This is a genomic window from Nisaea sp. (assembly GCF_965216895.1).
Classification (GTDB): domain Bacteria; phylum Pseudomonadota; class Alphaproteobacteria; order Thalassobaculales; family Thalassobaculaceae; genus Nisaea.
The window spans coordinates 1441647-1463223 of sequence record NZ_OZ244205.1 but is presented as its reverse complement, the minus strand read 5'-3'; the positions used below and the strand labels follow the sequence as shown (position 1 = coordinate 1463223).

Here is a 21577-nt window from a genome sequence, read left to right as displayed (position 1 = left end):
AGTTGCGATAAATTCCAGTATCTTATGTAATGCACGCGTTTTCGGGTCCATCGCGAGACCCAGTGGGCGATCCAAATGCGAGCCGGCCGGAGCCGGGTCCGATGTCCTGGGGGACGAAGACGTGGCTGGAGCGGAAACCTCGCTATCCATCTCGGAGGCCGGCGGCGAATTGCGCGTCGGGATCGCCGGGCCGCTGACCGTGGAAGCGGTCGGCCGGCTCGACCGGCGGTTCCGCGAGGCGCTTGCCGCGTCGCCGCGCCAGGTCGTCATCGACGCTGCCGGGATCACCGCGCTGGACAGTGCCGGGGCCTGGGTCCTGCGCCGCACCTCGGACGCTTTCAGCGGACGCGGCATCGAGGTCCGTCTCGACGGTCTCCAGGCGCGCTACGCGGCGCTCGTCGAAAAGGCCTTCGTACCGGAACCGGAGGCCCCCGACGGCGAGAACGGGCCGAATCCCCTGATCCGCGTCACGGCGCGTGCCGGAGAGGCGATGTTCGATATGGCCCGCGTCGGCCGCGAGCTGTTCGGTTTCTTCGGTCTGACGATCGTGTCGCTCCTGTCGCTGTTCACCGGACGCACCCGGCTGCGTTTCGTCGCTTTGGTGAGCCAGCTCGAATATGTCGGGCTGAACGCGGTCGGCATCGTCTTCCTGCTCTGCTTTCTCGTCGGCGTGGTGCTCGCCTACATGGGCTCGTTGCAACTCGAGCGCTTCGGTGCTGCGATCCTGACGGTGAACCTGGTCGGGGTCTCGATCCTGCGCGAGATCGGCGTGCTGCTCACCGCGATCATCGTCGCCGGTCGCTCGGGCAGCGCCTTCACGGCACAAATCGGCACCATGAAGGTGAACCAGGAGGTCGACGCGCTGGAGACGCTCGGGCTCTCGCCGGTCGACGTACTGGTGATCCCGCGCCTGATCGCGCTCTGCATCGCCCTGCCGGTGCTGGTCTTCATCGGCAACATCGCGGGACTTGCGGGCGGCGCGATGATCGCGGTCCTGACGCTCGACCTGACGATCCAGCAGTTCCTGACGCAGCTCAAGGGCGCGGTGGATCTCTGGGATTTCTGGACCGGGATGATGAAGGCTCCGGTCTTCGCCTATGTCATCGCCGTGGTCGGCTGCCACCAGGGGCTGCAGGTCTCCGGTAGCGCCGAGAGCGTCGGTTTCCGCACCACGAAATCGGTCGTCGAGTCGATCTTCATCGTGATCGTGCTCGATGCGCTTTTCGCCGTTTTCTTTGCCGAAGTCGGAATCTGAGCGATGGCGACACTGTCCGGGGAAAGCATGGATATCGCGCGTGACGCTGCACCGGCGATCCGGTTGCGCGGAGTGCGCAACCAGTTCGGCACGCAGGTGGTGCATGACGGGCTCGATCTCGATGTCCGGCGCGGCGAGGTGCTTGGCGTCGTCGGCGGTTCGGGCAGCGGGAAGTCGGTCCTGCTGCGCACCATTATCGGCCTGCAGGTGCCGGCGGAGGGCGAGATCGAGCTGCTCGGCGAGCGCATCGAAGTCGGGCACGGGGACATGCCGACGCGCAAGCTACAGGGCCGCTTCGGCATGATGTTCCAGGACGGCGCGCTGTTCAGCTCGCTCACCGTGGCGCAGAACATCATGGCGCCGATGCGGGAAAAAGGCGGGATCCCGAAGGAGCTGATGCACGAGCTCGCGCTGCTGAAGATCAACCTCGTCGGCCTGCCGCCCAACGCGGCGGACAAGTTTCCCTCGCAGCTTTCCGGCGGCATGCGCAAGCGCGCCAGTCTCGCCCGCGCGCTCGCGCTCGATCCGCAGGTCGTCTTCCTCGACGAGCCGACGGCGGGGCTCGATCCGATCGGCGCCTCGAATTTCGACCTGCTGATCCGCGACCTGCAGCGCAGCCTGAACCTTACGGTGGTCATGGTGACGCACGATCTCGACAGTCTGGTCGCGATCTGCGACCGGATCGCCGTGCTCATCGACAGGAAGGTCACGGTCGGTACCATGTCCGAGCTCGTCGCCAACCCGCATCCCTGGATCCAGGAATATTTTCACGGGCCCAGGGCACGGGCCGCGTTCGAGACCCCGGGTCTTGGAGATCGTCACGCAGAAGGAGGCGCATCCTAGATGGAGACACGTGCGAGCTACGTCATCGTTGGCCTGTTCGTCTTTGCGATGTTCGCCTCGGCCATGGGCTTTGTCATCTGGCTCGGCAAGGTGGAGCTGGACCGGGAGGTCGCGCTGTACGACGTCGCGTTCGAGCAGCAGGTCACCGGACTCTCGGTTGGCAGTCCGGTGCGTTACCGCGGCATCCCGGTCGGACAGGTGCTGACCATCGCGATCAACCCGGACAATGTCGAGATCATCGACGTGCGGATCGAGATCGACAGCAAGGTTCCGATCAAGAGCGACGTCTTTGCCGTGCTCGAGAGCCAGGGCCTGACCGGTCTCGGCTATATCCAGCTTGCAGGCGGATCCAATGACGCACCCTTGCTGACCGCGCGGCCGGGCGACGAAGTGCCTGTTCTTCCGTCGAAAAACTCGGTCCTGCAGGACGTCGCGGCGGCGGCACCGGAGATCGCGGCGCAGCTCGTGGTCCTGGTGAACCGGGCGAACCAGATCCTGAATCCGGAAAATCAGGCGGCGCTGCAGGGCACCCTGGAGAATCTCGAGCGATTCTCGGCGGCCCTGGCCAGTCGGTCCGGCGAGATGGAGGCGATCATCGACAGTCTGCATGTGACAATGGAGACCATGGAGCAGACCATCGCGCAGCTTGGCAGCGATTTCAGCGTGATGAGCGAGGAGATTTCTCAGACCATGGCGACGACGAGGGGCACGGTGACGGCGCTCGACTCCGAAATTGTCGAGGTGTCGGGGGAACTCAAACTTGCCTTGCGGAACGTCAGCGAGGCTTCGGCCGGCGCCGCCGTGATCCTGCGGGACAACCGGGATGCGGTAAATGATTTCGCCACGACAGGCCTCTATGAACTCACGGAGTTCCTGATCGATGGCCGTCAATTGATGAACGACATGAGCCATTTGGTCCGTCAGGTCGAGTCCGATCCGTCCCGGATCCTGTTCGGCAACCGGCAGCGAGGTGTGGAGACCGATCAATGAGCAAGCGAAACAGTGCAGAGATCAGCCGCCGCGGCCTTCTTGCCGGCACCGGAACGCTTCTGCCGCTCGCATTTGCGGGTTGCGGGGTGCTGCCGGAACCGATGCCGCCGGAGCAGCTCTACCGCTTGTCGCCGAAGAGCACCTTCAGCGACGATATTCCGGCGGTCGGATGGCAGCTTGGCCTCGAGACGCCGCTCGCGCCGGCGGGGTTGAATTCGGCGCGGATCGCCGTCGTCAGGGGCGAATTGACCATGGACTATTACTCCGGCGCGAAATGGATCGATACGGCGCCGTCGATGGTCTATCGCCTCCTGATCGAATCCTTCGAGAATTCCGGCAAGATCGTCGGCGTCGGCCGCAGTGGCGCGAGCCTGCGGACGGATTTCGAACTGCGTACGGAGATGCGTGAGTTCCAGGCCGAGTATGCCGACGGTGCGTCGCATCCAACCGTCCGGGTGCGGATCAATTGCAAGCTCATCAAGAAGCCGCAGCGCATTATCCTGGCCTCGGAAGCTTTCGAGGCTGTCCACGAGGCGCGGGACAACCGGATCGAGAGCATCGTCAAGAGCTTCGACCTTGCCCTCGGCAGCGTGATGAAGCGGATCGTCGGCTGGACGCTAAAGAGCGCGGTCGCCATCCAGTCTGACCGAAGCCCGGCTTGACCTCGAAGGGGGCGGAGCGCAGTGTCCTGAGTCTGCTCGATTACGCTCGCGAACCCATCGAAAGACCCCGCCATGAATCACGTCTTCCACCGCAATGCCCGGGCCGCCTATCCGACCGCCGCGAGAGGCGAGGGTGTCTATATTCTCGACCGCGACGGCAAGCGTTATCTCGATGCGAGTGGCGGCGCGGCGGTGTCCTGCCTCGGCCATAGCGAGGCCCGCGTAACGGCGGCGATCAAGCGCCAACTCGACGAAATACCGTTCGCGCATACCGGCTTCTTCTCGAACGATCCGATGGAGGATCTGGCCGATCACCTGATCGCGCGGGCACCGGGGGATCTCGACCGGGTCTATTTCGTCTCCGGCGGTTCCGAGGCGATCGAGGCGGCGCTGAAGATGGCGCGGCAGTATTTCATGGAGATCGGCCAGCCGGAGCGCCACAAGATCATTGCCCGCCGGCAGAGCTATCACGGCAACACGCTCGGTGCGCTTGCCGTCGGCGGCAACGAATGGCGACGCGAGCAGTTCAAACCGCTGCTCATCGACACCTCCCATGTCTCTCCCTGCTTCGCGTATCGCGACCGGCGTGACGACGAGAGCGAAGAGGGTTACGGCCAGCGCGTCGCGAACGAACTGGAAACGGCGATCCTGGAGCATGGTCCTGAGACCGTCGCGGCCTTCGTCTGCGAGCCGGTTGTCGGCGCGACCCTCGGCGCGGTGCCTGCGGTGCCAGGGTACCTGAAACGGATCCGCGAGATTTGCGACCGGTACGGCGTCCTGCTCATCTTCGACGAGGTCATGTGCGGCATGGGGCGCACGGGCTATCTCTTCGCCTGCGAGGAGGACGGAGTCGCGCCGGACCTGCTGACCATCGCAAAGGGCCTTGGGGCGGGATATCAGCCGGTCGGCGCCACCCTGGTTTCCTCCAGGGTCTTTCAGGCAATTCACGATGGCAGCGGTTTCTTCCAGCACGGCCATACCTATATGGGCCACGCGGCCGCCTGCGCCGGCGCCCTGGCGGTTCAGAAGGTGATCGAGGAGGACAGCCTGCTGGCCAGGGTGCGGAGCATGGGCGGAAAGCTGCGCACGGCGCTCGATGAACGCTTCGGCAACCACCACAATGTCGGCGATATCCGGGGCCGCGGGCTGTTTCTCGGTCTAGAATTGGTCGAGGACCGGCCGACGAAGGAAAGTTTCGATCCGGCGCGGAAAATTCATGCCAGGGTGAAGGCGAAAGCCATGGAACTGGGCCTGATGTGTTATCCGATGGGCGGCACGATCGACGGTCGGACCGGCGACCACGTGCTCCTGGCGCCGCCCTTCATCATTGACGACGGCCATGTCTCTGAGATCGTCGAGAAACTCGGAGAGGCAATTGACGAAGCAATCCGGTGACTGCAGTGCTGCATTCTGTCGAGATCTCGTAAACTTTGCCTTGTATACCAAATGCCTTGGGGATTTTCAGTAAAATCAATTGCCTAGCGTGGATTGACCTTTTCGTTTTTTGAGGGTCATAGTTCCACGGGTTTGTCGGCGGCCCAATGACTTGGATTTTGTGTGCGCTTCTGGCGCGCGCGAATCTGGATCGGACATTCAGTCCGGAAGTGCGGTCGTTGAACGCGGACATAGTTCAAACCATGGAATTACCTTGGAGGAGGCTTCATGAAACGGGCTTTCACGTTTGGCATTGCGGCGGCTGTAGTGGCCGGTGCGGCGCTGGTCGGAGCAACGCAGGGCGCCAGCGCTGCCGAGCAGAAGTTCATTACCATTGGCACCGGTGGTGTGACCGGCGTGTACTATCCGACCGGCGGCGCGATCTGCCGTCTCGTCAACAAGGGACGCAAGGAGCACGGCATCCGCTGCTCCGTCGAGTCCACCGGCGGCTCCATCTACAACATCAACACCATCCGTGCCGGCGAGCTGGACATGGGCGTTGCTCAGTCCGACTGGCAGTACCATGCCTATAACGGCACCTCGAAGTTCAAGGATGCCGGCGCGTTCAAGGAACTGCGCGCGGTTTTCTCCGTGCACCCGGAACCGGTCACGATCCTGGCGCGCGGTGACGCGGGCATCAAGAACGTCACCGATCTGAAGGGCAAGCGGGTGAATATCGGCAATGCCGGTTCCGGGACCCGCGGTACCTGGGAAGTGATGGAAGAGGCGCTTGGCTGGAGCCGGGGCGATCTCAAGCTGGCAGCCGAGCTGAAATCGGCCGAAACCGGCCAGGCGCTCTGCGACAACAAGATCGACGCCTATTTCTGGCTCGTCGGTCATCCGTCGGCGCTGACCAAGGAATCCGTCGCCTCCTGTGACGCGGTGATCGTCAATGCGACGGGCCCGGCGATCGACAAGCTGGTCGCCGACAACCCGTACTACCGCAAGGCGGTGATTCCGGGCGGCATGTATTCCAGCAATGCGGAAGACGTGAACACCTTTGGCGTCGGTGCGACCTTCGTCAGCTCGTCCAACGTTTCCGACGATGTGGTCTACCAGGTCGTGAAGGCAGTCTTCGAGAATTTCGACGACTTCAGGAAACTGCACCCGGCCTTCGGACATCTGAAAGAGTCCGAAATGGTGAAGGACGGCCTGTCCGCCCCGATCCATGGCGGTGCCGCGAAGTACTACAAGGAAAAGGGCTGGATGTAATCCGGCCGGCGGAAGGGAGAGGCTTGCCTCTCCCTTTTGCTTTCTGTCCGACTATAAGAACAAGATCCGGTCGGCGCGTACTGCCGGCGCCGGACATGAACATGGAATTGGCGCGCTGCCGCGCGCAGCTTTTTGTCTGAGGTAGGGCGCATCCGGCCAGCGGATGCGAAGGGGGGAAAATGAGCAACGAGACGGAATCCAAATCCGCGCGCCAAGCTGCAGAGGATCTTGTCGCCGCAGTCGATACCGGGTCGCGCAACGTTCCGGGGCCGATCGGGCAGTTCATCGCGCTTGGGGCCCTTTCCTGGTCCCTGTTTCAGCTCTGGATCGCGTCGCCGCTTCCCTACATGCTGGCCGACTTCGTCCCGTTGATGAACAATACCCAGACACGGCCGATACATCTCTGTTTCGCCGTGGTCCTTGCTTTTCTGTCCTACCCGGCTTTGAAAACCTCGCCGCGCCGGAGCGTACCGCTGACGGACTGGTTGTTCGCTGCCGCGTCCTCGATCTGCATTCTCTACCTTGTGGTCGAGGCGGATGCGCTTGCGGGCCGCATGGGCATTCCGACGACGGCGGACATCGTCACCGCGGGAATCGGGCTGGTCCTGCTGCTGGAGGCAACCCGCCGCTCGCTCGGCATCCCGCTCATGGCAGTGGCCATGGTGTTCCTCGTCTATATTTTCTTCGGCCAGTACGGTCCTGATGTGATCGCCTGGAAGGGCGCCTCTTTCGAGAAGGCGATGTCCCATCTCTGGATCACCCAGGAGGGCGTCTTCGGCATCGGTGTCGGTGTCTCGACCTCCTTCATTTTCCTTTTCGTGCTGTTCGGCGCGCTGATGGACAAGTCCGGAGCCGGGATCTATCTCACGAAGCTCTCCATCGCTCTGGTCGGCCACATGCGTGGAGGCCCGGCCAAGGCTTCGGTCGTCTCCTCGGCGATGACCGGTCTGATCTCCGGTTCCTCGCTCGCCAACGTGGTGACGACCGGCGCTTTCACCATCCCGCTCATGAAGCGGACGGGTTTTCCGGCGGAGAAGGCCGGCGCCGTCGAGGTTGCTTCCTCGACCAACGGACAGCTTACGCCGCCGGTCATGGGCGCCGCGGCCTTCATCATGATCGAGCGGGTCGGCATCGACCTCGTCGAGATCATGAAGCACGCCTTCCTGCCGGCGATCATCTCCTACATCGCGCTGGTCTACATCGTGCACCTCGAGGCCGTTAAGGCGGGTATGACCGGCCTGCCGCGCTCTTCGAAAACACGCACGCTGCTGGCCAAACTCTTGGGTTACGCGACCGTGATGGTCGGCTTCATCGTGCTCATGGCCATCACATATTTCGGCTTCGGTTGGACCAAGCAGGTCTTCGGCGAGGCGACGATCTACATCGCTGCGGTCGTTCTTCTGGTGGCCTATGCCTTCCTGCTGAAACTCGGCGCCGAGTACGAGGACGGCAAGCCGGAAGACCTGGAAAACATGACGGAATGCCCCGAGATGCGGCCGACCTTCATGTCGGGGCTCTACTTCCTGCTGCCGATCGGTGTTCTGGTCTGGTGCCTGATCGTCGAGCGTTTCTCGCCCGGTCTGGCGGCTTTCTGGACCTCGGTCGTGATGCTGGTCATCGCGGTGACCCACCGTGCCGGCAAGGCGTTCTTCCGGGGTGAAGGTATCGATATTGCGGCTCTCGGCATGGGCAGGAGCGAACTCTACGACGGACTGGTCTCCGGTGCCCGCAATATGGTTCCGATCGGTGTCGCGGTCGCGGTCGCGGGCATCGTGGTCGGTGCCGTAACGCTGACCGGGCTCGGCCAGAAGATGACCGAGTTCGTCGAGTTCATTTCCGCGGGCAACCTGATGCTGATGCTGCTCTTTACAGCGATCATCTGTCTCGTGCTCGGCCTCGGCCTGCCGACCACGGCGAACTACATCGTGGTTTCCTCGCTGATGGCGCCGGTGATCGTGACGCTCTCGGCGGAAGCCGGGGTGATCCTGCCGCTGATCGCGGTGCATCTGTTCGTGTTCTATTTCGGAATTCTGGCGGACGACACGCCACCCGTGGGACTCGCGGCCTATGCGGCCGCGGCGCTGTCGGGTGGCGACCCGATCAAGACCGGTCTGCAGGGTTTCGCATACGATATCCGGACCGCGATCCTTCCGTTCCTCTTCATCTTCAATACAAAGCTTCTGATGATCGGGATCGACGGGGTGCTGGATTTCCTGATCACCGTGGTCACGGCCGTCCTGGCGATGCTGATGTTCGCCTCGGCGACCCAGAGCTACTTCATCGTGAGGAGCAAGATCTGGGAGACGGTCGCACTCCTGCTAATAGCCTTCACCCTGTTCCGGCCGGGATTCTGGCTCGACATGATCGATCCGCCGTTCGTGCAACACGATCCGGTCTCGATCAACGAGGTCGCGCAGGGGATTCCTGCCGGCGGCGAGATACGTCTGATGGTCGAGGGCGAAACCGTCGACGGCGACATTGTTTCGAAGGCGGTGCTTCTGCCGCTCGGCGATGCCGGACCGGGGGCCGACCGTCTTACCAATACGGCCGGGCTGGAACTTCGCTTCGAGGACGGCAAGGCCCTGGTCGACAATCTCGGTTTCGACAGCCCGGCGGAGAAGGCGGGGATCGATTTCGACTGGGAGATCATCCAGGTCATGACACCGGCCGACCGTATGCCGAAGGAGGTTTTCTTCCTTCCGGCCATCGGATTGCTGGTCCTGATCTATTTCCTGCAGCGGGCGCGCCGTGGCCGCCACGAAACTGTCTAAGGGAGAAAGAAAGATGTTCGAGCATGTCCTTTTGACAGTCGATCTTGACGATGAAAATTCGTGGAAGAAGGCGCTGCCGCTTGCGGTTTCCAATGCCAAGACGCACGAGGCGGCCCTGTCCGTGATGACCGTGCTGCCGGATTTCGGGATGAGCCTGGTCGGTCAGTACTTTCCGACCGACCATGTCGAGAAGGTGGTCGCGGAGGCCAACAAGCGCCTGCACAAGCTGGTTGCGGAGAATGTGCCGGAGGACCAGAAGGTTCAGCATATCGTGCGGCAGGGCACGGTCTACGAAATGGTGCTGGAGACGGCGAAAGATATTTCAGCGGACCTGATCATCATGGCGTCGCATCGTCCGGAGCTGAAGGATTATCTTCTCGGCCCGAATGCTGCGCGCGTCGTGCGCCACGCCAATTGCTCGGTGCTGGTCGTGCGCTGATCGAGCCGGTTCCGCCAGACATGGAAAGCCCCGCCGGTTTGGCTCCGGCGGGGCTTACTTGTTTGCGGTTGGGGCCGTGAGAGGCTTAAGAGCGGAATAGGCCGAGCACGACTTCCGGGCTGCGGTTGGCAATGCCGAGAGAAAGCTGGCTAAGCTGGCCGCGGGCCTGGTCGGCCGCGAGCCGGGCGGCCTCCCGCCCGAGATTTGCATCGACCAGGTTTCCAAGGCCTTCTTCCGTTGCGTCCGAGATGCCCTGGAGCTGATCGTTCTGCGCGACAATGCGCCTTGAACTTGCCCCGAGCTCGCCGAGCGAAGTGTTCAAGGCCGTCTGAAAGGCGGCGAACTCGTTCGACAGGACGGAGGCCGGATCGCTGAAGTCGGCCGCAGCGAGCGCCGCGAGACTGTCCCCCACGCTGCCCTGACCGGAAACCGTCAGGGTGTCGCCGTCCGGGTTCTGCAGCGTGTTCAGGTCGCCTGCACCGGACTGCAGCAGGTTGGTTCCGTTGAAAGTCGCGTTGTCGACGAAACCCTGCGCCTGCTCGAGAAGCGCGTTCACGTCGTTCTGGACGATGCCGCGCTGTTCAGCCGTAAGGGCAGGGTTGGACAGCTCCACGAGCTTGCCCTGAATATCCTGCGTCAGATTGGAAAGTCCGGTCGCACCGGCGGTGGCCACGTTTACAGCCCCGGCCGTTTGGTTGAGGCCCTGCTGGACAGCGGCATTCGCACCCAGCTCGCCCCGTATGTTCTGGGCGATGGCAAAGATCGCCGCCTGATCCAGCGCACTGGAGACCCGCTGCCCGGTTGAGATACGGTTCTGCGTCTGATCCAACGATGAGCGCGCGGAATTCAGGTTTCGAAGCGCCGCAAATGCGCCGACATTGGTGTTGACGGAGTTGTTGATGGCCATGGTCTCAGTTCCACTTTGACAAAGCCGCAAAGCAATCCGGTACGCATGAGCACTGTGCGTACTCTGGAATATATAGCATCAATCGACCTTTTTGTAAGTGTTCGGGTTCATCTATCGCTTTGTATTTTCTGCAATTTGATTGTGATTTTGGCGGAATATCGCCGGCATCACGCCAAACGACGTCGAAATCGACCCTTGCCGGCCCAAGATACGGCGCTGGGTCCTGCTCCTGTTTCGGCCGGTTCCGAAACCTCAGTTCTCGAAGAAGATAACTTTGCGTGAATATGAGTACGTCAAGCGAACACCTGACGTCGTATCTCGCCGCCATGCCGATCCTCGATCCCGAAGTGCGTTCGCTTAAGGGACGCATAGAGATCGAGCTTATTTGGTTATCTTTTTTTAATAATTTCCTGCAACAAGTTTCAATTGCGAAGGTCTAGTGTTGAATCGGCCTCGCGAGGAGATCAACGAAACGAGTGCTTCTGGATATAGAAAATCCAGTAATTTGTGAGGCTTGTAGCGACTTGTTGCGACATAGCATTGAGAGTCTTGATCCTTTCTGCTATTGTTGCGTTGTCTTTCAAAATGTGCAGAGCGTTCGGTGTGCGGAACACCGGCTCGCGAGTGCATGGTGGGGTTGAACAGTGGCTGTTTGGGAACAGACCGAGGAAAGCTTTGCGGAAACGTTGTTTCGCTCGTTTGCGCGCGTCGTCGGATTGCTATGCCTTGTCTTGCTTCTCGTCGGACCGGTGGTCGCAGGCGGATGGATGGCCACTGCCTATATCGTTTACCGGACGAACTCTGACGAGTTGCAGCTTCCGGCACTCGAAAAGAACATTCCGTCCCCTGCCGAACTGATCCAGTCTTCGGGACTCCGGGCCTCCGAAACGCATTAGACCGGTACCGAGCGGATTATCTGCTCCATGAATCGCAAGCTGGCCTGTATTGCTCCTGCGAGATTGCCCTCGGCCGTATGGCCGGTGGCTTTGCGTGGGGAGAGATCGTGGTTTCCGTCCGCCGCCCAGTGAAACACGACATTGCTGGAAAGCGGGTAGCTTTCCGCTTCCCCTCGCGTTCCGAACGGATCGCGCTCGCCCTGCAGGATCAAGGTCGGGCAGGCCATGGTTTCGAGATGCGCGATGCGCAGCTTGTCGGGCTTTCCGGGGGGATGGAAGGGGTAGCCGAAACAGAGCGTGCCCGCGACACCGGTGTCCTCGGCAACGAGGCTCGCCATCCGCCCGCCCATAGATTTCCCCCCGATGAAAAGCGGTCCGGCCCCCGCGGTCGCGCCAATCGCAAGACGCCAGGTTTCCAGTAGCACAGGTTGGCGGTCCGGGGGGCGGCGCCCGCCGCCGGACCGGCGGGCCGCCATGTAGGGAAATTCGAAACGCAGGACGCGATATCCGGCAGATGCGATGTCCTCGGCGACCCGGTTCATGAAGGGTGTGTCCATGGGCGCACCGGCCCCGTGCGCCAGGATCAGGGTCGCCTGTGCGTTGGCGGGGCCGTTTTCGAGAAAGTCTGGCACCGGCGCCGGGCAAGCGTCAGATGTTGGAGAAGAAATCGTTGCCCTTGTCGTCGGTGACGATGAAGGCGGGGAAGTCCTCGACCTCGATGCGCCAGACGGCTTCCATGCCGAGCTCCGGATATTCCTGCACCTCGACCTTCTTGATGCTGTTCAGTGCCAGCTTGGCGGCGGCTCCGCCGACCGAGCCAAGATAGAATCCGCCGTGCTTCTTGCAGGCTTCGCGGACCTGTGGCGAGCGGTTGCCCTTGGCCAGCATGACGAAGCTGCCGCCGGCTTCCATGAAGGGATCGACGTAGGAGTCCATGCGGCCGGCCGTGGTCGGACCGAAGGAGCCGGAGGCATAGCCCTCCGGGGTCTTGGCCGGGCCGGCGTAATAGACCGGGTGGTTCTTGATGTAGTCAGGCAGGCCCTGGCCGCTGTCGAGCCGTTCCTTCAGCTTCGCATGGGCGATGTCGCGGGCGACGATGATCGGTCCGGAGAGCGAGACCGGGGTCTTGATCGGATACTGGCTGAGGGTCTTGCGGATCTCTTCCATCGGCTGGTTGAGATCGATCTTGACCACGTCGCCCTCGAATTCGCTCGGATCGATGTCGGGCATGTATTTCGCCGGATCGGTCTCGAGGCGCTCGACGAAGATGCCGTCGCTGGTGATCTTGGCGAAGCACTGGCGATCGGCGGAGCAGGAAACGCCGATGCCGACGGGCAGGGAGGCGCCGTGGCGCGGCAGGCGGATCACACGGACGTCGTGGCAGTAATACTTGCCGCCGAACTGCGCGCCGATGCCCATTTCCTGGGTCATTTTCAGCACCTGCTGTTCCATCTCCGTGTCGCGGAAGGCGTGGCCGGATTCGCTGCCCCCGGTCGGCAGGCCGTCGAGATACTTGGTCGAGGCCAGTTTCACCGTCTTCATGTTGAATTCGGCCGAGGTGCCGCCGATCACGATGGCGAGGTGATAGGGCGGGCAGGCCGCGGTGCCGAGGGTGCGGATCTTGGTGTCGAGGAACTTCATCAGGGCGTCCGGATTGAGGATCGCCTTGGTCTCCTGATAGAGGAAGCTCTTGTTCGCCGAGCCGCCGCCCTTCTGGCAGAACATGAACTTGTAGGCATCGCCTTCGGTCGCATAGAGCTCGATCTGAGCCGGCAGGTTCGAGGCCGTGTTCTTCTCGGTGAACATGTCGAGCGGCGCCATCTGGCTGTAGCGCAGGTTGTGCTTGGTGTAGATATTGAAGACGCCGCGCGCGATGTCACGTTCTTCGTTGAAGCCGGTGAAGACGTTCTGGCCTTTCTTGCCCATCACGATGGCGGTGCCGGTGTCCTGGCACATCGGCAGCACACCGCCGGCGGAAATGGCTGCGTTTTTCAGTAACTCATAGGCGACGAACTTGTCGTTGTTGGTCGCCTCGTCGTCCTCGAGGATGTTCTTGAGTTGCTGCAGATGCGTCGGGCGCAGCAGGTGGGAGATGTCGCGGAAGGCCTGCTCGGTCAGCAGCGTGAAGGCTTCCGGCTCGATGACGAGCATGTCCTGACCGCGGAATTTCTCGAGGCCGACATGGTCGCCGCTCAGCTTGCGATATTCGGTCGTGTCGTCCGCGAGCGGAAACATTTCGGTGAAGTTCATCTCGTCCATCTGAGTCTCTCCAGCATAGCTCAGGTATCCGGTCGCGATTGTCGCGTCCCGTTATGGCCGGCCCGAGGCGCAGGCGCGCCGGACTTTACTTCTTCTTGCGGAAATTATCGAGCGACACAACCTGGCCCATGGCCTCTTTGTCGCCGTCATTCTCTGGGAGCTCGTCCGCGGCTTCGTCGTCGGACATTTCGGGCAGATCCATGTCCTCAAGCTCGCTCTCGTCGAGGGTCTGGAACTGGAGCCCGAACTTCACCGACGGGTCGGCAAACCCGGTGATTGCCGCGAAAGGAATGACAAGCCGCTCACGCACGTCATTGAAGCTGAGAGAGACGGTGAAAAGCTCTTCCTCGATCTCCAGATCCCAGAACTGGAACTGGAGCACGATGGTCATCTCGTCGGCATATTTTTCGAGCAGGTAGGGCGGGATGGAGACGCCGTCGGCCCTGGTCTTGAACGTAATGTAGAAGTGGTGGTTGCCTGGGAGTCCATGCTGCGCGACCTGCCGGAGCGCGCGCCGGACAACTCCGCGCAGCGCCTCGTCCACCATCATGTCGTATTGGAAAGGCTCTTCCAAAATTTCCCCCGGTACGCGTCGGTCAGCACTCTCACAATTCAAGCGGGACGCTTCTGTTGCCAGGTGCGCCCCAAACCCCGCCTAAGAGTGCGAACCCTTAGGACTTAATTGAAGCACCTGACTGCTTACGCAGCGAGGCGAGCTTCCGCATAGTTGTCGTTTGCAACTACTATAATGGCCCGATAACGGCGGAACCATGCCGAGCGAAAGAACTGTCTTTACCACACGCGTCGATCCTGTTTCGCCCCCAATGAGCCGGTCGTCAGACCGGGAAGAATTGGTGGAGGCGCCGGGTACCGCCCCCGGGTCCGCAATGCTTATTTCACAGGCCGTTTATCGCCATAGTCGGTTACCCGACAGGCTGAATATAGGCGCTTGTGTCCTCGGGAAAAAGAGAAGAGTTGGCCTCAGATCGAGGGACTCAGGAATGCGTGAGACGCAGGAGTGCGAGTTCCCTGGCGCGTTCGATCGGACTGCTCCAGTCGCCGGGTACGGTCTGCGTGCAACGATAATTGGCGGCGAGAAAACTGTCCCGGTCCTCTATCAGCGGCACCCAGCCGGGCGTCGAGAGCAACTCGACGGTGGGCGTGCCGACGGCGCCGGCGAGGGCGGCCGTTGCATTGCCGACTGACAGCATGAGATCAAGATTGCTCGCGAGCGCGGCGAGGCTCTCGAGATCGTTGCGCAGGTCCAGCCCGTCGAGTTGGAGGACCGTCCGTCCCGTTAGCTCCGCAAGCCGGGCCGCATCGTGTGCCGCATTGTCATGTTGCAGGGACACGAAGGACGCGTCCGGGAGCGCGAGCAGGTCTCGCCAGGCGTCGAGCGGCGGGTAATTGGTCGCGCGGCCGAACTGACGGGCGCTGCTGGTCCACGAGAGGCCGATCAGCGGCCCGCTTCCCGCCTTCTCGCGCAACCGGTCGCGCAATGTCCAGGCAATGCCCGGGTCGGGATGGAGAAAGCCGCTTTCGCGCTCCGGCAAGGCAAGAGGCCGCTCAAGCCGGAGCGCGAGGCTTCCGAGCTCGATATAGCAATCCGGACCATCTTCGGCCGGCAGCCAGCCATAGGCGTAGTGTCCGCGGCCGCCGCGTTTGATGCGGGAAAAGGCATGGAACCGGATCTCGGGCATGGAGCGCTGGAACAGGGTGACGAGGCGGGGGTCGCATTCGACGGTCACTAGCCGGGCGCGACCTGCCAGTTCGGGAAGCAGCGCGGCGAGACGGATTTCGTCGCCGAGACCCTGCTCGCTCACCACGAGCAAATGCCGCGCGGTCAAGCAGCTTCCGTCCCAGCGCGGCAGTGAAAGGTTCCGCGCCGGCGCATCGGGAAGACGCGGGTCGAGGCGGGCCTCGAATGCCCGCCAGCCCTCGCGGACCTTGCCCTGACTCAACAGATGAACGGCGTAGTTCAGGCGCAGCGCTGGCGTGTCCGGCGCGAGCTCCAGTGCTTTGCGGTACTGGAGCTCGGCGGGGGCAAACTCTCGCCGTATGCTGAGGGCCTCGGCGAGATTGCCGTGATGGGTCGCCGTAGGTGCGAGGGCGGTCGCGCGAGCGAAGGCATCGACGACGGCATCGTTGTCGCCCGATTTCAGGCAGATTTCCCCGAGGGCCGTGTAGGTTTGGGCCGTGGCCGGATTGCGTGCCGCGAAGCGGCGCAATACCCGGCAGGCTTCCTTCGGCGCGCCGAGATCTGCCCGGCACTGCGCCAGTCCGACCGCCGCTTCCGCCATGTCCGGCAACGCAGTATGCAGACGGGCGAACAGTTCCGCCGCCTTTTCTCCCGAGCCGGAAAGCCGGTACGCGGTGGCCAGCGTGAAGGCGATGAGAAGATCGGCCGGTGCCGCGGCGAGACCCTGTTCCAGACGCGCGCATGCCTCGTTCCACCTGCCTTCGGTCATCAGGCGGCGGCTGTCCGCCAGCAATGAGTCGCGGCTTTCCGGCATCGTGGCCCTTTCGGTCCGGTCCCGTTGGCGGGGAGTGTCCGGGGCAAAAGTGCGAACGGATTCAGGCGAGTGTCAATCCGCAATCCACCCCGATCCGCAATCGCTTGCGTTGGCCGGACCCGCCTTCGCAATATATGTGTTGTAACTCGGAACTCGACTGGGCGGTCTCCGCATGCGGCAATATCTCGATCTGATGGCGAAGGTTCTCGAGGACGGGAGCGACAAGACGGATCGGACAGGGACCGGCACCCGTTCCATTTTCGGACATCAGATGCGGTTCGATCTTTCGGCCGGTTTCCCGGTTCTGACCACCAAGAAGCTGCATCTGAAATCGATTATTCACGAGCTTCTCTGGTTCCTCGCGGGCGATACCAACATCGCCTACCTGCAGCGGAACGGGGTCCGGATCTGGAACGAGTGGGCGGACGAGAACGGCGACCTGGGCCCGGTCTACGGCCACCAGTGGCGCTCCTGGCCGGACCGCGACGGCGGGACGATCGACCAGATCAGGAATCTGCTCGACGATATCCGCGAGCGGCCGGATTCGCGGCGTCTCATCGTCACCGCCTGGAACCCGGCGGACGTGCCGAAGATGGCGTTGCCGCCCTGCCACTGCCTGTTCCAGTTCTACGTTGCCGACGGCAAGCTGTCCTGCCAGCTCTATCAGCGCAGCGCGGATATCTTCCTCGGTGTCCCCTTCAATATCGCATCCTATGCGCTGCTCACCCTGATGGTGGCGCAGGTGACCGGTTTGAAGCCGGGAGAGTTCGTGCATTCCTTCGGCGACGCACATCTCTACAAGAATCATTTCGAGCAGGCGCGCGAGCAGTTGCAGCGCATTCCAGGACGTTTGCCGACCATGCGGATCAATCCGGCCGTGACCGACCTTTTCGCATTCCGTTTCGAGGATTTTGAGCTGCTCGACTACGAGGCCGCTCCGCATATCGCCGCGCCCGTCGCGGTCTAGGACCTTTCATGAGCGATACAGTGGTGAAGTTTCCGGTGCCCGTGATCGTCGTCGCCGTCTCCGACAATGGCGTGATAGGCGACGGGGAGAAGATGCCCTGGCATCTGCCGGACGATCTGAAACGGGTCAAGCGGATCACCATGGGCAAGCCCCTCGTGATGGGGCGCAAGACCTTCCAGTCGATCGGGCGGCCGCTGCCCGGACGCACCAACATCGTCGTCACCCGCGACCGTGGTTTCAGGGCCGACGGCGTGCAGGTCGTGCACGACATCTCCGAGGCGCTCGATCTGGCGCGCCGCATCGCCCTTGATGACGGCGTCGACGAGATCGTCGTCTTTGGCGGCGCGGAGATCTACCGTCAGGCGCTGGAGAAGGTGCAACGCATGCACGTGACCGAAATCCATCTCGAGGTCGAAGGCAAGACCCGGTTCCCGGACTTCAACCGTGCGGACTGGACCGAGACGGAGCGGACGGATCACCCGGAGAAGGACGGAAGCCCGGCACACAGTTTCGTCACGCTGGAGCGGAACTGAGGCCATGCGTGCGGATGCGGTAGAAATCCGGGCGATGGTTCCGACGGATGCGCCGAGGGTCTTGGCGATCTACCAGGCCGGTATCGAGACCGGACATGCGACCTTCGAATCCGTCGCACCGGACTGGCCGGGGTTCGACGAGAAATATCTGCCAGACTGCCGTCTGGTGGCCGCGATCGGACGCGAGGTCGTCGGCTGGGTTGCGCTGACGCCTGTCTCGAAACGCGCGGTCTATCGCGGCGTCGCCGAGCACAGCCTCTACATCGCGGCGAGCGCGCGGGGGAAAGGTATCGGCCGCCGGCTCTTGGAGGAACTGGTGGATGTCTCGGAGCGGGCCGGATTCTGGACCCTGCAGACCAGTATCTTCCCGGAAAACGACGCCAGCATACGGCTGCACGAAACCTGCGGGTTCCGGACGGTCGGAACCCGTGAGCGGATCGCGCGGATGACCTACGGCCCGATGGAAGGGCAGTGGCGCGACACCGTCATCATGGAACGGCGGAGCACCCGGACCGGCCTCTAGTTGAAGACGATCTTCGGCGCATCCCGGCGGCCGCTGTCGCCGCTGCCGATCTTGGACCAGACCTTCTCCGCGATTTCCTTGTAGGCGACGGCATGCGCGCTCTCGGGCGCAGAGACAACGATCGGGTTTCCCGCGTCCGAGGTCTCGCGGATGTCCATGTGTAGCGGCACCTCGCCGAGGAAATCGGTGCCGATGCGCTCGGCCTCCCCGCGGGCGCCGCCATGGCCGAAGATGTCGGAGCGTTCGCCGCAACTCGGGCAGAGGAAATAGCTCATGTTCTCGATGATACCGAGCACCGGCACATCGACCTTGCGGAACATGTTGAGGCCCTTGCGGGCGTCCAGCAGGGCGATGTCCTGCGGTGTCGAGACGATGACCGCGCCGGCAAGTGGCACGCGTTGCGACATGGTGAGCTGGGCGTCGCCGGTGCCCGGCGGCATGTCGACCACGAGCACGTCGAGCTCGCCCCAGAGCACGTCGCGCAGCATCTGTTCCAGGGCACTCATCACCATCGGGCCGCGCCAGATCGTCGGGCTGTCTTCGGGTACGAGAAAACCGATGGACATGCACTTGATGCCGAAACGCTCCAGCGGCTTCAGGGTTTTGCCGTCCTCGGTCGTCGGGCGGCCGGAGACCCCCATCATGCGGGGCAGGGAGGGGCCGTAGATATCGGCGTCGAGGATGCCGACGGTGAGGCCGGTCGCCTTCAGCGCGAGCGCGAGATTGATCGCCGTGGTCGATTTTCCGACTCCGCCCTTGCCGGAGGCGACGGCGATGATCGACTTGATCCCGGGGACCAGCGCTTTCTGGTTGCCTTGAGTCGGGCGCGCCTGCGGTCCGTCGCCGCCCCGCGGCGCCTGACGAGATGCTCCCTGCTGCGGCGGCTGGCTCTGGCCGGACTGGCGGTGCGCGGTCAGCACCGCAGTGACGGAGAGCACGCCTTCAAGTCCGTCGACCGCCTTTTCGGCCGCTTGGCGCAGTGGCTCAAGCTGCGGGCCGCGCTGCGGGTCGACTTCAATGGCGAAACCGACATTGCCGTCCTTGACGACGAGGCCGCTCACCATGCCGAGGCTGACAATGTCCTGCCCCTTGTCGGGGTCTTCGACGGTTGTCAGCGCCGCCAGGACCTGGTCTTCCGTTACGCGTGCCATGCTTGATTTCTCCGGCTTTTGGCCAATATGCGGATGCAGCACTTTGTAGTGCGCAAGCAGATATACGCTTCCCCTAATTCTTTGCAACCGGGGGGGCATCTGCTAAGAGCGACGATGCGCTTCGAAACGAGGGGAAACATTTATGCCTTGGAGTAATCAAGGTGGCGGCGGCGGCCCATGGGGCGGCGGCGGTGGTAACGGGTCAGGCGGCGGGGGTGGCGGCAAGTCTCCCTGGGGTGGCCGCGGGCCGGGCGGTTTCGGCGGTGGAGGCGGTCAGCAGCCGCCCGACATCGACGAGGTTATCCGCCAGGGCCAGGCACGCCTGAAGGGTATGCTCCCGAAAGGGTTTGGCGGCCCGACCGGGATCTTGTTGATCGTCGTCGGTCTTCTGGCTCTCTGGCTCTTCTCCGGCCTGTACCGCGTGCAGCCGAACCAGCAGGGCATCGAGCTGGTGTTCGGCCGCTATACCGGTGTTCCGACCGAGCCGGGTCTGCATTGGAACTATCCGGCGCCGATCGGGTCCGTTATCAGACCGGATGTGACGCGCGAGAACCGCATCGAGGTTGGCTACCGCAGTTCCGGTGACGGCTCCAGCCGCAGCTCGGTACAGCGCGACGTTCCGGAAGAAAGCCAGATGATCACCGGCGACGAGAACATCGTCGATATTGATTTCGTCGTGTTCTGGCGGATCGCCGAGGCGGGAGACTTTCTCTTCAACCTCCAGGATCCGGCGGAAACCGTGAAAATGGCGGCGGAGTCCTCCATGCGCGATGCCATCGGCAAGCGTCCGATTCAGGTTGCCCTGACCGAAGGCCGCCAGCTCATCGAAAGCACGGTGCAGGAAGACCTGCAGAACCTGATGAACGAATATGGCGCCGGCGTCGACGTGCGTCAGGTGCAACTGCTCGCGGTCGACCCGCCGAAGCAGGTGATCGATGCCTTCAACGAAGTACAGCGTGCGCGTCAGGACAAGGACCGGCTCAAGAACGAGGCCGAGACCTTCCGGAACGACGTTGTGCCGCGGGCCCGAGGCGAGGCGGCGCAGATCATCGAGGAGGCGGATGCATACCGCCAGGAAGTGATCAACCGCGCAACTGGTGACGCGGACCGTTTCCGGTCTGTCTATTCGGCCTATTCGAGGGACAAGGAGGTGACCCAGAAGCGGATTTATCTCGAGACTCTGGAAGAGGTGCTCGGAAACGTGAACAAGGTCATCATCGATAACGGTGCGAGCGGTGAAGGCGGGGTTGTACCTTATCTGCCCTTGCCCGAGGTACAGAAGCAGATCCAGCAGAACCGCTCTTCCACGGGAGGCACGCAATGAATAGGGGCCTCGCAATTGTCGGCGTCCTGGTCCTGATAGCCGGGATCGTTGCCTATACCTCGCTGTATGTCGTTCCGCAGGTTCAGCAGGCCATCGTGCTCCAGTTCGGTGAACCGAAAGCCGCGGTCAGGGACCCGGGGCTCAAGGTAAAGCTGCCGTGGCAGAACGTTATCTATTACGATAAGCGGGTTCTGGATCTCGATCCGCCAAAGCAACAGGTCATCCTGTCAGACCAGAAGCGTCTCGATGTTGACAGCTATGCCAGGTTCAAGATCGTCGATCCGCTGCTGTTCTATCAAACGGTGCGAGACGAACTCGGCGCCCGCTCGCGTTTGAGTCCGATCATCAACTCGTCCCTGCGCCGGGTGCTCGGCAACGAGACGCTGCTGAGCATCCTTTCGGACCAGCGTATCCAGATCATGGCCAGCATCCGGGCCCAGGCCAATGACGGCGCCCGTCCGCTTGGCATGGAACTGGTCGAGGTGCGGATCCGCCGTGCGGATTACCCGGAAGAAACCAGCCTCAACATCTACAATCGGATGAAGTCCGAGCGTGAGCGCGAGGCCAAGGAGTTCCGGGCGCAAGGTCAGGAGGAGGCGCAAAAGATCCGCGCCGACGCCGACAAGCAGCGCGTAATCATCGTGGCGGAAGCCAAGAAGCAGTCCGAGATCCTGCGCGGTCAGGGCGATGCGGAGGCGATCAAGATCTATGCCGACGCCTTCGGCCAGGATCCGGAGTTTTTCGCTTTCTACAGGTCGATGCAGGCCTACCGGAATGCGATGAAGTCGGGCGACACCACGATGGTCCTTTCGCCGGATAGCGACTTCTTCAAGTTCTTCAAGGACATCGAGGGAGCGCCGGCGTCCAATTAGTAACGCCGACGCAGCCGGGTAACAGG

19 protein-coding genes and 1 other RNA gene are annotated in these 21577 nt (G+C 62.5%); 13 read left to right on the top strand and 7 right to left on the bottom strand.

What is annotated here, in order from left to right; all coding sequences use genetic code 11:
• The first annotated feature begins 121 nt into the window (after nt 1–121).
• From ACOOE1_RS07055 to ACOOE1_RS07020, 8 genes are all read left to right on the top strand, one after another.
• Nucleotides 122–1255, top strand: a complete 1134-nt coding sequence (locus ACOOE1_RS07055; protein WP_420405630.1) for an MlaE family lipid ABC transporter permease subunit — start codon at nt 122–124, stop codon at nt 1253–1255.
• A 3-nt stretch (nt 1256–1258) separates the two neighbouring features.
• Nucleotides 1259–2098: an ABC transporter ATP-binding protein gene (locus ACOOE1_RS07050; protein WP_420405629.1), complete on the top strand. Its 840-nt coding sequence runs from the start codon at nt 1259–1261 to the stop codon at nt 2096–2098.
• Nucleotides 2099–3088, top strand: a complete 990-nt coding sequence (locus ACOOE1_RS07045) for an MlaD family protein (RefSeq protein ID WP_420405628.1) — start codon at nt 2099–2101, stop codon at nt 3086–3088. It abuts the gene before it with no gap.
• Nucleotides 3085–3750: an ABC-type transport auxiliary lipoprotein family protein gene (locus ACOOE1_RS07040; protein WP_420405627.1), complete on the top strand. Its 666-nt coding sequence runs from the start codon at nt 3085–3087 to the stop codon at nt 3748–3750. The genes ACOOE1_RS07045 and ACOOE1_RS07040 overlap by 4 nt, the downstream gene beginning before the upstream one ends.
• Nucleotides 3751–3822: 72 nt before the next feature.
• Nucleotides 3823–5145 carry an aspartate aminotransferase family protein gene (locus tag ACOOE1_RS07035; protein ID WP_420405626.1) on the top strand — a complete coding sequence of 441 codons (1323 nt, stop codon included), beginning with the start codon at nt 3823–3825 and terminating at the stop codon, nt 5143–5145.
• Nucleotides 5146–5412: 267 nt separating this feature from the next.
• Nucleotides 5413–6396, top strand: coding sequence for a TAXI family TRAP transporter solute-binding subunit (locus ACOOE1_RS07030; RefSeq protein ID WP_420405625.1), 984 nt, complete (start codon nt 5413–5415; stop codon nt 6394–6396).
• Nucleotides 6397–6575: 179 nt separating this feature from the next.
• On the top strand, nt 6576–9167 hold the full coding sequence (locus ACOOE1_RS07025) for a TRAP transporter permease (RefSeq protein ID WP_420405624.1): 2592 nt from the start codon (nt 6576–6578) through the stop codon (nt 9165–9167).
• Between the two features lie 13 nt (nt 9168–9180).
• The gene (locus tag ACOOE1_RS07020) at nt 9181–9606 is read left to right on the top strand and encodes a universal stress protein (protein ID WP_420405623.1); all 426 of its coding nucleotides are present in this window, start codon (nt 9181–9183) and stop codon (nt 9604–9606) included.
• A gap of 85 nt (nt 9607–9691) precedes the next feature.
• Here ACOOE1_RS07020 and ACOOE1_RS07015 read toward each other — a convergent pair whose 3' ends face one another.
• From ACOOE1_RS07015 to ACOOE1_RS06990, 6 genes are all read right to left on the bottom strand, one after another.
• On the bottom strand, nt 9692–10513 hold the full coding sequence (locus ACOOE1_RS07015; RefSeq protein ID WP_420405622.1) for a flagellin: 822 nt from the start codon (nt 10511–10513) through the stop codon (nt 9692–9694).
• An 892-nt stretch (nt 10514–11405) separates the two neighbouring features.
• A complete protein-coding gene (locus tag ACOOE1_RS07010) occupies nt 11406–12041 on the bottom strand; it encodes an alpha/beta family hydrolase (protein WP_420405621.1) in 636 nt (211 codons plus the stop codon).
• Nucleotides 12042–12057: 16 nt separating this feature from the next.
• Nucleotides 12058–13668 carry a fumarate hydratase gene (locus tag ACOOE1_RS07005; RefSeq protein WP_420405620.1) on the bottom strand — a complete coding sequence of 537 codons (1611 nt, stop codon included), beginning with the start codon at nt 13666–13668 and terminating at the stop codon, nt 12058–12060.
• Between the two features lie 85 nt (nt 13669–13753).
• Complete coding sequence (locus ACOOE1_RS07000; protein WP_420405619.1) at nt 13754–14242, bottom strand: SspB family protein; 489 nt, start codon at nt 14240–14242, stop codon at nt 13754–13756.
• A gap of 41 nt (nt 14243–14283) precedes the next feature.
• Nucleotides 14284–14639, bottom strand: a transfer-messenger RNA (tmRNA) gene (gene ssrA, locus ACOOE1_RS06995).
• A 24-nt stretch (nt 14640–14663) separates the two neighbouring features.
• Nucleotides 14664–16181, bottom strand: a complete 1518-nt coding sequence (locus ACOOE1_RS06990; RefSeq protein WP_420405618.1) for a hypothetical protein — start codon at nt 16179–16181, stop codon at nt 14664–14666.
• 172 nt (nt 16182–16353) lie between these two features.
• Between ACOOE1_RS06990 and ACOOE1_RS06985 the strand changes: the two genes are divergently transcribed.
• Genes ACOOE1_RS06985 through ACOOE1_RS06975 form a run of 3 tightly spaced genes read left to right on the top strand, consistent with a single transcriptional unit; the run spans nt 16354 to nt 18204 of the window.
• Nucleotides 16354–17148 (top strand): thymidylate synthase, encoded by a 795-nt coding sequence (locus ACOOE1_RS06985; protein ID WP_420405617.1) that lies wholly within the window; start codon nt 16354–16356, stop codon nt 17146–17148.
• 8 nt (nt 17149–17156) lie between these two features.
• Complete coding sequence (locus tag ACOOE1_RS06980) at nt 17157–17681, top strand: dihydrofolate reductase (protein ID WP_420405616.1); 525 nt, start codon at nt 17157–17159, stop codon at nt 17679–17681.
• A gap of 4 nt (nt 17682–17685) precedes the next feature.
• Entirely contained in the window at nt 17686–18204 is a 519-nt protein-coding gene (locus ACOOE1_RS06975) for a GNAT family N-acetyltransferase (RefSeq protein WP_420405615.1), read from the top strand.
• On the opposite strand, the gene apbC is transcribed toward ACOOE1_RS06975, so the two are convergent.
• Nucleotides 18201–19355, bottom strand: a complete 1155-nt coding sequence (apbC, locus tag ACOOE1_RS06970; RefSeq protein ID WP_420405614.1) for an iron-sulfur cluster carrier protein ApbC — start codon at nt 19353–19355, stop codon at nt 18201–18203. The two genes, ACOOE1_RS06975 and apbC, sit on opposite strands and share 4 nt — an antisense overlap.
• Before the next feature lie 142 nt (nt 19356–19497).
• Between apbC and hflK the strand changes: the two genes are divergently transcribed.
• The gene (hflK, locus tag ACOOE1_RS06965; protein ID WP_420405613.1) at nt 19498–20679 is read left to right on the top strand and encodes an FtsH protease activity modulator HflK; all 1182 of its coding nucleotides are present in this window, start codon (nt 19498–19500) and stop codon (nt 20677–20679) included.
• Nucleotides 20676–21551 carry a protease modulator HflC gene (gene hflC, locus ACOOE1_RS06960; RefSeq protein WP_420405612.1) on the top strand — a complete coding sequence of 292 codons (876 nt, stop codon included), beginning with the start codon at nt 20676–20678 and terminating at the stop codon, nt 21549–21551. The genes hflK and hflC overlap by 4 nt, the downstream gene beginning before the upstream one ends.
• The last annotated feature ends 26 nt before the right edge of the window (nt 21552–21577 follow it).

Bases quoted from the DNA above. Each gene is read 5' to 3' on its own strand.
- ACOOE1_RS07045 (WP_420405628.1), top strand. From the start codon at position 2,099: ATGGAGACACGTGCGAGCTACGTCATCGTTGGCCTGTTCGTCTTTGCG.
- ACOOE1_RS06975 (WP_420405615.1), top strand. From the start codon at position 17,686: ATGCGTGCGGATGCGGTAGAAATCCGGGCGATGGTTCCGACGGATGCG.
- hflK (WP_420405613.1), top strand. From the start codon at position 19,498: ATGCCTTGGAGTAATCAAGGTGGCGGCGGCGGCCCATGGGGCGGCGGC.
- ACOOE1_RS07035 (WP_420405626.1), top strand. From the start codon at position 3,823: ATGAATCACGTCTTCCACCGCAATGCCCGGGCCGCCTATCCGACCGCC.
- ACOOE1_RS07050 (WP_420405629.1), top strand. From the start codon at position 1,259: ATGGCGACACTGTCCGGGGAAAGCATGGATATCGCGCGTGACGCTGCA.
- ACOOE1_RS07030 (WP_420405625.1), top strand. From the start codon at position 5,413: ATGAAACGGGCTTTCACGTTTGGCATTGCGGCGGCTGTAGTGGCCGGT.
- ACOOE1_RS06980 (WP_420405616.1), top strand. From the start codon at position 17,157: ATGAGCGATACAGTGGTGAAGTTTCCGGTGCCCGTGATCGTCGTCGCC.
- ACOOE1_RS07005 (WP_420405620.1), bottom strand. From the start codon at position 13,668: ATGGACGAGATGAACTTCACCGAAATGTTTCCGCTCGCGGACGACACG.
- ACOOE1_RS06985 (WP_420405617.1), top strand. From the start codon at position 16,354: ATGCGGCAATATCTCGATCTGATGGCGAAGGTTCTCGAGGACGGGAGC.
- ACOOE1_RS07025 (WP_420405624.1), top strand. From the start codon at position 6,576: ATGAGCAACGAGACGGAATCCAAATCCGCGCGCCAAGCTGCAGAGGAT.
- ACOOE1_RS07040 (WP_420405627.1), top strand. From the start codon at position 3,085: ATGAGCAAGCGAAACAGTGCAGAGATCAGCCGCCGCGGCCTTCTTGCC.
- ACOOE1_RS06990 (WP_420405618.1), bottom strand. From the start codon at position 16,181: ATGCCGGAAAGCCGCGACTCATTGCTGGCGGACAGCCGCCGCCTGATG.
- ACOOE1_RS07015 (WP_420405622.1), bottom strand. From the start codon at position 10,513: ATGGCCATCAACAACTCCGTCAACACCAATGTCGGCGCATTTGCGGCG.
- apbC (WP_420405614.1), bottom strand. From the start codon at position 19,355: ATGGCACGCGTAACGGAAGACCAGGTCCTGGCGGCGCTGACAACCGTC.
- hflC (WP_420405612.1), top strand. From the start codon at position 20,676: ATGAATAGGGGCCTCGCAATTGTCGGCGTCCTGGTCCTGATAGCCGGG.
- ACOOE1_RS07020 (WP_420405623.1), top strand. From the start codon at position 9,181: ATGTTCGAGCATGTCCTTTTGACAGTCGATCTTGACGATGAAAATTCG.